We start from the raw sequence: 7,616 nt of genomic DNA, 5'->3' as shown, positions 1-7,616 counted from the left end.
GAGGTGCCGCGCGATCAGCGCGTCGAACCCGGCGACGACCGCGACACGCGGGGGGACACCGGCGGCGCGGCCGTCACCGACGACACGACCGGCGATGACCGCGGCGGGGACGTGCCGCGCGATCAGCGCGTCGAACCCGGTGACGACCGGGCGACGCAGGGATCGACCGGCGGCGGGGGATCCGCCGTCGAGGGATCGACCGACGACGGCGGACGGCACGGCGGCGGTGACCGCAGCGGCGACGACAAGGGCGGCGCGGACGACGGTGGCCACGGAGGAGACGACTGAGTGGCATCCCCTCCCTCGTGGGAGGTGCTCGTCGCCGCCCCCTCACCGCACGCGCCCGCGCGACGGCTGTCGACCCGGGCCGTGCTGGTGCGCCTGGCCGCGGGACTCGCGGCCGTGATCGTCGCCGTCGCGGCGCTCGCCGGATTCGGCGCGCAGTGGCTCGCCGAGCGCGAGGCCGTCAACGACGCCGCGCAGGTGACGAACGTCCTCGCCGAGGCGGTGGTGCGCCCCGTGCTCAGTGACGCGCTCGCGGCCGGCGACCCGGCCGCGGTGGCCGCCTTCGACGTGGCGGTACGCGGACAGATCCTGGGCGACGACGTCGTCCGCGTGAAGATCTGGAGCCCCGAGGGGCGCGTGTTGTACGCCGACGAGCCGCAGCTGATCGGTCGCACCTTCGCCCTCGAAGAGGCGCAGCGAGAGGCACTCGACGCACCCGCGACCCGGGCGGCCGTGTCGGACCTCTCGGAGGACGAGAACGTGTTCGAGAGCGCCCCGCGCCTGCTCGAGGTGTACCGCCCCATGTGGGCGCCGGGTGGCCAGCAGGTGCTCTTCGAGGTCTACTACCCTTACGCCCCCGTCGCCGCGCGCTCGGCGGAACTGTGGCGCGGGTTCACGGGGGTGACGCTCAGCAGTCTGCTGCTCCTGGTCGTGCTGACGGCGCCGATCGTGTGGACGCTCCTGCGCCAGCTGCGCGGGGCCGAGACGCGACGCGCCGAACTGCTGCAACGCGCCGTCGACGCCTCGGATGCCGAGCGCCGGCGCATCGCGGGGAGCCTGCACGACGGGCCGGTGCAGGAGCTCGTGGCCACCAGCTACGGGGCCGAGAGCGCCGCGGTCGACGCCGACCGGCGGGGAGACGCCGAGGCGGCGTCGCGCATGCGCGAGGTGGCGGGATCGGTGCGCGGAAACGTGCGCGTGCTGCGTTCGCTTCTGGTGGACATCTACCCCGAGAGCCTCGGCGCGGCGGGTCTCGCTCCGGCACTGCGCGATCTCGCCGCGACGGCGCACGCGCGCGGTGTCACGGTGAACCTCGACCTCGGCGCGTCGCTCGATCACCTGAACGAGGCGCACGAGCGCCTGCTCTACCGCGTCGCCCAGGAGACGCTGCGCAACGCCGCGACCCACGCGGCGCCCTGCACCGTGTGGCTGTCGACCGCGCGCGTCGACGGGGCGGTCGAGTTGCAGGTCGCCGACGACGGACCGGGCTTCGACCCCGCGCTGCTGCATCGCGCCCCGTCGGACGGCCATCTCGGCACCCGGGTGCTGCGCGACCTCGCCGTCGACGCCGGCGCCGAGCTCTCTCTCGCCACCGCCCCGGGCCGGGGCACGCGCTGGCGTCTGCGCGTGCCCGCCCACGACCGCACCCGGGAGACGGCATGATCCGCGTCCTCGTCGCCGACGACCACTCGATGGTTCGGGAGGGCCTGGCCTCGGTCCTCGCCGCCGACGGCGACATCACCGTGACCGCCACGGCCGCGAACGGCGCCGAGGCGCTCGCCGCGGCGGGAAACGGCGTCGACGTGGTTGTGATGGACCTGTCGATGCCCGTGATGGACGGGGTCGCGGCCACCCGCGCGATCCGCGCCGCGCATCCCGGCATCCGCGTGCTCGTGCTGACCTCGTTCGGCGACCGGGATCAGGTGAGACGGGCGGTGGCCGCGGGGGCCACCGGATATCAGCTGAAGGATGCCGAGCCGGCGGAGCTGCGGGCGGCGGTCCGCGCCGTGGCGGCCGGTCATGCCCCGCTCGATCCCCGCGTCGCGGGGGCGCTCCTGCCCGAGGCGGGCGACTCGGACGCCGGTCTGAGCGCGCGGGAGCGGGAGGTGCTGCGCCTGGTCGCCGAGGGGCGGGCGAACAAGCAGGTCGCCGCGGCGCTCGGGATCACCGAGCGGACGGTCAAGGCGCACCTGGGCAGCATCTTCCGCCAGATCGGCGTCGCCGACCGCACGAGCGCGGCGCTGTGGGCGCGCGATCACCTCTCGGGTTGAACCCCGCTCAGACCCGCTCCGCGAAGACGACGCGGTTGTCGACGTAGGACCCCGCCGCGCGGTCGAAGACACCGCCGCACGTGATGACGCGCAGTTCGTCGCGGGCCGTCGCGCCGAACACCCGCGCCGTGGGGAACTGCGCCTTCGGATAGTCGGCGGTCTCGACGACCCGGTAGGTGTGGACCGATCCGTCCGCGCCGAACACCTCGACGACGTCGCCGACCGCGACCTCGCGCAGGCGCTGGAAGACCGCGGGGCCCGTCGGCGAGTCCACGTGGGCGGCGATGACGGTGGGCCCGGTTCCTCCGGGGCGTCCGCCGCCGATGAACCACCCGACCTCGGCGTAGTCCTCGGGAACCTCCATCGATCCGTCGGCGGCGAGGCCCAGATCGATCAGCGGTTCGTTCAGGTCGAGCGCCGGGATGACCACGCGCGCCGGATCTGCCGCCACCACGGTCGGCGACGGGGATGCCGACGTCGTCGGGGCGGGGGGACCGGATGCCGCCGGGCTCGCCGCGACCGCCGGGGGAGCGGGAGCGGAGTCGACCGGCGCCGTCGTGCAGCCGGTGCACACGAGGGCCACCGCGAGCGCGAGACCGCCCGCGACGCGCGGCGCGCCCCCGTTGCGGAGGACGCGCCGCACGCCGTTCGTCATCGGGCGTCGGCCGCGCGACGACGGTGCCACAGCACAGCCCCCGCGGCGAGCGCGCCGACACCGCCGACCGTCGCCGCCACGGCGCCCGGGTGGACGGCCGACGTGGACGAGCCGCCGGCGCCGGTGTCGACCCCGCCGACGGGGATGGCGCTGAGCTGACCGCGCACGACGCCCGCGGGCGAGGTGGTGGTGTGCGAGTCGCCGGTGAAGCCGGCGGGGTTGGCCTCGATCTGCGCCAGCGAGAAGCCGTCGATCGGGACCGACTCGGTCCGGTTGCGAGGGTGTACGACGGCGGTGGCCGCAGCGTTCACGGCCCGTCGAGATTCTCGGATGAACGGTCGGCGGGGCGCCGTCGTATCCCCTGACGAGGTACCCGCACGACGCGCGTTAGCCTCGGAGAGGACGGCACCGATGAAGCGGACCGCCGCGAACCGCGAGGAGACGCGCATGCCCGTGTCGCCCCGCCGCCCGCCGGACTTCGACGTCCATCGCGCCTACCGCGACCACGGCAGCGCCCTGCTCGGCTACACGGTGAACGCCCTGCGCGATCGGCCGCTGGCCGAGGACTGCGTGCAGGAGACGTTCCTGCGCGCCTGGCGTGCGCGCGACCGGTTCGATCCGGCGCACGCGTCCGAGCGCACGTGGCTCTTCGCGATCGCGCGCAACGTCATCGTCGACACCCTGCGCGCCCGCGCCCGCCTCCCGCTCATCGGCGACGACGCGGAGCTGCATTCGCGCACCACCGAGGCGATCGACCCGCTCGACCGCCTGCACATGCTCGAGGCGCTGTCGCACCTCAGCGACGCCCACCGCACCGCGGTCGTCTCGGTGCACCTGCACGGGCGTTCCTATCAGGACCTCTCGGATGCCACCGGCATCCCCGTCTCGACCTGGCGTACGCGCACGTTCCACGCGCTGCGCGCCCTCCGCACGCACCTCGAAGGAATGGAGGAGCCCGATGCGCACTCCCGATGACCGTTGGGCGGAGCTCTGCGCCGCAGCCCTCGCGGGGGAACTGTCTCCCGCCGAGACCGTCGAGTTCGACGAGTTGCGGCGCGATCCGCGCCGCGCCGAGGAGTACGAGGGCCTGCGCGGGATCACCGCGCGCCTGCGACAGGGTGATCTGGCCTGGACCCCGCCGCGCGACGACTCGGATCTCGAGGCCCGGATCGCGGCATCCATCGCCCGTGCCGAGGGCGAGACGACCGAGGGGCTTCGGGTCGTCGAGCCCGTACGGCGTCCGCGGCGGCCGTGGCTCGTGCCGACCGTGGCCGCGGCCTGTCTGCTGGGTGGCCTGGTGATCGGAGCGAACGGCGCCGCCCTCGTGCAGCCCTCGCTCCCGTCCGGTCCTCCCGGGACGCTGGGTGCGTTAGAGCAGCTCGCCGTCACCGATGACGACGCCGGTGTCGACGTGGATGCGCAGGTCGTCGCCCACACCTGGGGGACCGAGGCGTACCTCGAGGCGACCGGCCTGAACGTCGGGGCGACCTACGAGCTGGTCTTCGTCGGCGCGGACGGCACGGAGTTCTCCGCGGGCGAGATCCTGGGGTCCGAAGTGCCGATCGTCTGCCGCATGAACGCCGCGGTGCCACGGTCCGAGACGGTGCGCCTGGAGCTGCGCGATACCCAGCGGTCGGTCGTCGCGCACGCCGACCTGCCCGCCGTCTGAGTCCCGCTCAGCCGAGCTGCCCCGGGTGGGTCAGGCGCCACCACAGGGTCGGCTCGCCGAGCTCGCCCGAGATCTTCACGTTGGACGAGGCGGATCGCGGACCCGCTGTCCAGGTGATCCGGCCGACGATCTCGCCCTCGGCGTAGGTCTGCGGCGCCGAGGTGGCGAGGTCGACCGTCACCGGGGTGTCGGACCACGTCCGCAGCTTCTCGCCGCGCGCGAGGACGAGGGAGGCCTGCGATCCCCACGCGGTCGAGATCTCGCCGATCTCGTCGCCCACGGTGCCGACGGTGACGTCGTGGAAGCCGTCCTTCAGCGACTGCAGCATGCGGACCACGTCCGAATCGGTGCTGTCGTGGGTCTCGCCGCCCAGGCGCACGCCCACGATCTGCAGCGGGGCGTCGATGCCGACGTCCAGCGTCGAGGTGAACAGCAGGTTGAAGGTGCCGTCGCCGAGGTTGCCCGTCTTCAGCCCCGAGATGCCCAGCGTACCGAGCAGGTCGTTGGTGTTGGTGACGGTCCCGGCGCCCTCGACGCTGACCGAGCGGGTGTTGGCGAGCGCGGCGATCGTCGGATCGGCGGCGGCCAGGCGGCCGAGCGTCAGCAGGTCGCCGACGGTGCTGGTGTTGCGGGCGTCGAGGCCCGTGGCATCCACGATCCGGGTGTTCTCGAGCCCGTGGGCGCTCAACCACGAACGCGCGGCACGGACGAACGCGTCCTCGGAACCGAACCCCCAGCGCGCCACCGCGACGGCGTAGTTCGCTGACGAGGGCAGCAGCATGGTCGCGAGGGAGTCGTGCAGTGACAGGCGCAGCCCGTCGGGCATGCGCGAGATGACCGCGTCGCGGACGTAGAACTGGTCGTACAGGTCGATGTCGGCCTCGGTGAACGCGATCGTGGGACCGGGATCGGTGGCGCTCTCGAGCGGGTGCGCGTCGAGGACGACCAGCGCCGTGATGAGCTTCGTCACGCTCGCCATCGGCAGGGGCGAGCCGTCTCCGGAGGCCGCGAGCACGCCGTTGCCGTCCGTGGTCAGGAACCCGTCGCCGCCCGACACGGCCAGCACCGCCTGGCCGGTGCCCGGCATCGACACCGCCGCCGCCGGACCCGGCGCGACGGCGGGCGCCCGGGAGGTGACCGTGGGAGCCGGCAACGTCGCCGCCGACGCCCACCACACGTACCCGCCGCCGGTGCCCAGAACGGCCAGGGCGATCGCGAGGAACACCAGCAAAGCGATGCGTCCCGCCCGGCCGTCCGACCGCGTGGGACCCGGAGCGTCGTCGAGCAGGCCGGCGAAATCGTCGAGCGTGTCCCGCGTCGTCATGACATCGCCCCGGCGTGACAGATGAAAGCGTTCCCCCCGCGCATGCTTCGAACCTAACCCGGGGCAGTGCCTCACCACGAGCGGAATTTCAAGCCCCCCGGCATCCTGAAGCCCCCGACCTACCGTGAAGGCAATCGGGAGATACCCGAAGACCACACGGGAGGAGCCGACTATGGGACTCGACGACAAGATCAAGAACGCCGCTCAGAACATCGCTGGCAAGGCGAAGGAAGCTGCGGGCAAGGCGACGAACAACGAGCGCCTCGAAGCAGAGGGTCAGGCCGATCAGACCAAGGCCCACACCAAGCAGGCTGGCGAGAACGTCAAGGACGCCTTCAAGTAAGCCGCCCTCCCCGAATGCCCCGGCCTCTGGGTCGGGGCATTCGTCGTGTCCGGGCGGCACACGGGGAACCGCGATAATGACGGCATGACCGCTGCCGTTCCCACCGAGACCCCCACGCTGGTCTCGGGCACCCCCGTCGTCCTGCGCGCTCACGGCTACGAAGCCGCGATCGCCAGCGTCGGCGCGTCCCTCCGCTCGCTCACGTACGACGGACGCGACCTCGTCGTCCCCTTCGACGCCGACGAACTGCGTCCCGCCTACCGCGGCACCACGCTCGCCCCCTGGCCCAACCGGGTGGTGGACGGCATCCACCGCTTTGACGGGATCGAGCACCAGCTGCCCCTCACCGAGCCGAACCGCGGCCACGCGCTGCACGGTCTGCTGTCGTGGGTCGACTGGAACGTCGCCGAGGTCTCGGACGACGCCGTCACCCTCTCGGCGACGGTCACCGCGCAGGCCGGCTACCCGTGGTGGCTCGTGGTGTCGACCACCTTCCGCCTGGGCGCCGAGGGGCTCACCCAGACGGTGCGCGCGACCAACCTCTCGGACACGCCCGCCCCCTGGGGTACCGGTCCTCACCCCTATCTGGTGGCCGGCCCGGGCGCCCTCGACGAGTGGAGCCTGACACTCCCCGCCGACACCGTGCTCGAGGTGACCCCCGACCGCCTGTCGCCGGTGGGCCTCGCCCCCGTCGGCGTGGACGCGGCGCGCTTCGACTTCCGCGAGGAGCGCGTGCTGGGTGCGGTCGAGATCGACCACGCGTACACGGGATTGATCCGGGATGCCGACGCCCGCGCCACCGTTATCGTCACCGACCCCTCGGGTACCGGGGTGGCCATGAGCTGGGGCGACGAGTGCTCCTGGGTGCAGATCCACACCGCCGACCTGCCCGCCGGGCCCGGGACGCCGGGACACCGCGCGGGTCTGGCCGTCGAGCCGATGACCTGCGCCCCCGACGCCTTCAACGACGACGCCTACGACTTCGACACGGGAGTGGTGTCGCTCGACCCGGGCGCCTCGTACGAGGCCGGCTGGACCATCTCGGCGAGCTGACCCGCACGAACGACGAACCGCCCCGGACAGATCCGGGGCGGTTCGCGTCGTTCGAGGGTCAGACGACCTGTGCGCCGCACATGCCGCAGTCGCCACCGGCCGAGACCTCGACGAAGCAGTCGGGGCACATCGCCCGCGTGGGGCGATCGGTGATCGGCGTGGGCTTGGGGCTCGCCGTTCGCCGTTCGGTCTTGGGTGCGGCGGCGCGCGCGCGACGCTGTTCGATGGTCGGGGCCGGCGGCGGCGGGGGAGCGGCCGGCTTGTGCAGCTCGCAGTAGAACCGGACGAAACCGCCG

Annotated in this window: 10 protein-coding genes and 1 pseudogene; 6 read left to right on the top strand and 5 right to left on the bottom strand. The window is 73.2% G+C overall.

Annotated features, from left to right (window positions below):
- Window positions 1–273 (bottom strand): hypothetical protein (locus tag DBR36_RS18165; protein WP_219927675.1); only part of this gene is annotated, 273 nt, incomplete at its 3' end.
- Window positions 274–288: 15 nt separating this feature from the next.
- Between DBR36_RS18165 and DBR36_RS16310 the strand changes: the two genes are divergently transcribed.
- Window positions 289–1,668 carry a sensor histidine kinase gene (locus tag DBR36_RS16310; protein ID WP_108320751.1) on the top strand — a complete coding sequence of 460 codons (1,380 nt, stop codon included), beginning with the start codon at window positions 289–291 and terminating at the stop codon, window positions 1,666–1,668.
- Window positions 1,665–2,276 (top strand): response regulator transcription factor, encoded by a 612-nt coding sequence (locus tag DBR36_RS16305; RefSeq protein ID WP_108320750.1) that lies wholly within the window; start codon window positions 1,665–1,667, stop codon window positions 2,274–2,276. The genes DBR36_RS16310 and DBR36_RS16305 overlap by 4 nt, the downstream gene beginning before the upstream one ends.
- 7 nt (window positions 2,277–2,283) lie before the next feature.
- Here the strand turns inward: DBR36_RS16305 and DBR36_RS16300 are convergent, their stop codons facing one another.
- Both DBR36_RS16300 and DBR36_RS16295 read right to left on the bottom strand, forming a co-directional pair.
- Complete coding sequence (locus tag DBR36_RS16300) at window positions 2,284–2,919, bottom strand: class F sortase (protein WP_258222939.1); 636 nt, start codon at window positions 2,917–2,919, stop codon at window positions 2,284–2,286.
- Window positions 2,920–2,927: 8 nt separating this feature from the next.
- Entirely contained in the window at window positions 2,928–3,242 is a 315-nt protein-coding gene (locus DBR36_RS16295) for a hypothetical protein (RefSeq protein ID WP_108320748.1), read from the bottom strand.
- A gap of 136 nt (window positions 3,243–3,378) precedes the next feature.
- Here DBR36_RS16295 and DBR36_RS16290 point away from each other — a divergent pair, with 136 nt between their 5' ends.
- Window positions 3,379–3,906 carry a sigma-70 family RNA polymerase sigma factor gene (locus DBR36_RS16290; RefSeq protein WP_258222938.1) on the top strand — a complete coding sequence of 176 codons (528 nt, stop codon included), beginning with the start codon at window positions 3,379–3,381 and terminating at the stop codon, window positions 3,904–3,906.
- Window positions 3,890–4,600, top strand: coding sequence for a hypothetical protein (locus DBR36_RS16285; RefSeq protein ID WP_108320746.1), 711 nt, complete (start codon window positions 3,890–3,892; stop codon window positions 4,598–4,600). Before DBR36_RS16290 ends, DBR36_RS16285 begins: the two co-directional genes overlap by 17 nt.
- Before the next feature lie 7 nt (window positions 4,601–4,607).
- Here DBR36_RS16285 and DBR36_RS16280 read toward each other — a convergent pair whose 3' ends face one another.
- A complete protein-coding gene (locus DBR36_RS16280) occupies window positions 4,608–5,924 on the bottom strand; it encodes a D-alanyl-D-alanine carboxypeptidase family protein (RefSeq protein WP_108320745.1) in 1,317 nt (438 codons plus the stop codon).
- A 172-nt stretch (window positions 5,925–6,096) separates the two neighbouring features.
- Between DBR36_RS16280 and DBR36_RS16275 the strand changes: the two genes are divergently transcribed.
- Both DBR36_RS16275 and DBR36_RS16270 read left to right on the top strand, forming a co-directional pair.
- The gene (locus DBR36_RS16275; protein ID WP_108320744.1) at window positions 6,097–6,267 is read left to right on the top strand and encodes a CsbD family protein; all 171 of its coding nucleotides are present in this window, start codon (window positions 6,097–6,099) and stop codon (window positions 6,265–6,267) included.
- Window positions 6,268–6,351: 84 nt separating this feature from the next.
- Window positions 6,352–7,320 carry an aldose 1-epimerase family protein gene (locus tag DBR36_RS16270; RefSeq protein WP_108320743.1) on the top strand — a complete coding sequence of 323 codons (969 nt, stop codon included), beginning with the start codon at window positions 6,352–6,354 and terminating at the stop codon, window positions 7,318–7,320.
- Window positions 7,321–7,378: 58 nt separating this feature from the next.
- Here the strand turns inward: DBR36_RS16270 and DBR36_RS16265 are convergent.
- Window positions 7,379–7,616, bottom strand: a pseudogene (locus tag DBR36_RS16265) (glucose-6-phosphate dehydrogenase); the annotation flags it as partial.

The organism is Microbacterium sp. HMWF026, from assembly GCF_003061325.1.
Lineage (GTDB): Bacteria > Actinomycetota > Actinomycetes > Actinomycetales > Microbacteriaceae > Microbacterium > Microbacterium testaceum_E.
Note: the sequence above shows the minus strand (reverse complement) of the source record. Positions and strands in the feature narration are given on the sequence as shown.